Here is a 518-nt window from a genome sequence, read left to right on the forward strand (position 1 = left end):
AGCCGATGGCATCCCACATCGGGTTGCCGGTGAGCACGGCCAGGCCGATGAAGGCGAGCGCGGCGACCAGGCCGCCGAGGGCTGCGAGGTCTTCGCCGAGCACGACGATCAGCTCGCTCTGGCGCGAGCGGCGGAACCATTGCCACAGCGTCTGCGCACCGCGCTCCTTGTTGATCTCGCGCAGGCAGCCCCACAGCGAGACGCTCTCGGCGACGACGCCGAACGCGAGGATGGCCATCGCGACGCCGGCGTATTTCACCGGCTCGGTGTCGTGCAKCTTGTGCACGCCTTCGTAGATCGAGAACAGGCCGCCCATGCTGAACAGCATCAGCGCGACGATGAAGCTCCAGAAGTAGATCGCCTTGCCGTAGCCGAGCGGGTGGTCGGCGGTCGGCGCCTTCTTGGCTTCCTTCAGGCCCCAGATCAGCAGGCCCTGGTTGCCGCAATCGGCGTACGAGTGGATGGCCTCGGCCAGCATCGACGACGAACCGGTGAACACCGCGCCGACGGTCTTCGCG

The 518-nt window shown here is 67.1% G+C and carries 1 protein-coding gene; it reads right to left on the bottom strand.

Annotated features, from left to right (window positions below; all coding sequences use genetic code 11):
• A partial coding sequence (locus AC1D15_RS36615; RefSeq protein WP_477829953.1) for a cation diffusion facilitator family transporter occupies positions 1 to 518 on the bottom strand: 518 nt, incomplete at both ends.

This window comes from Rhizobacter sp. P2_H2 (genome assembly GCF_056403375.1).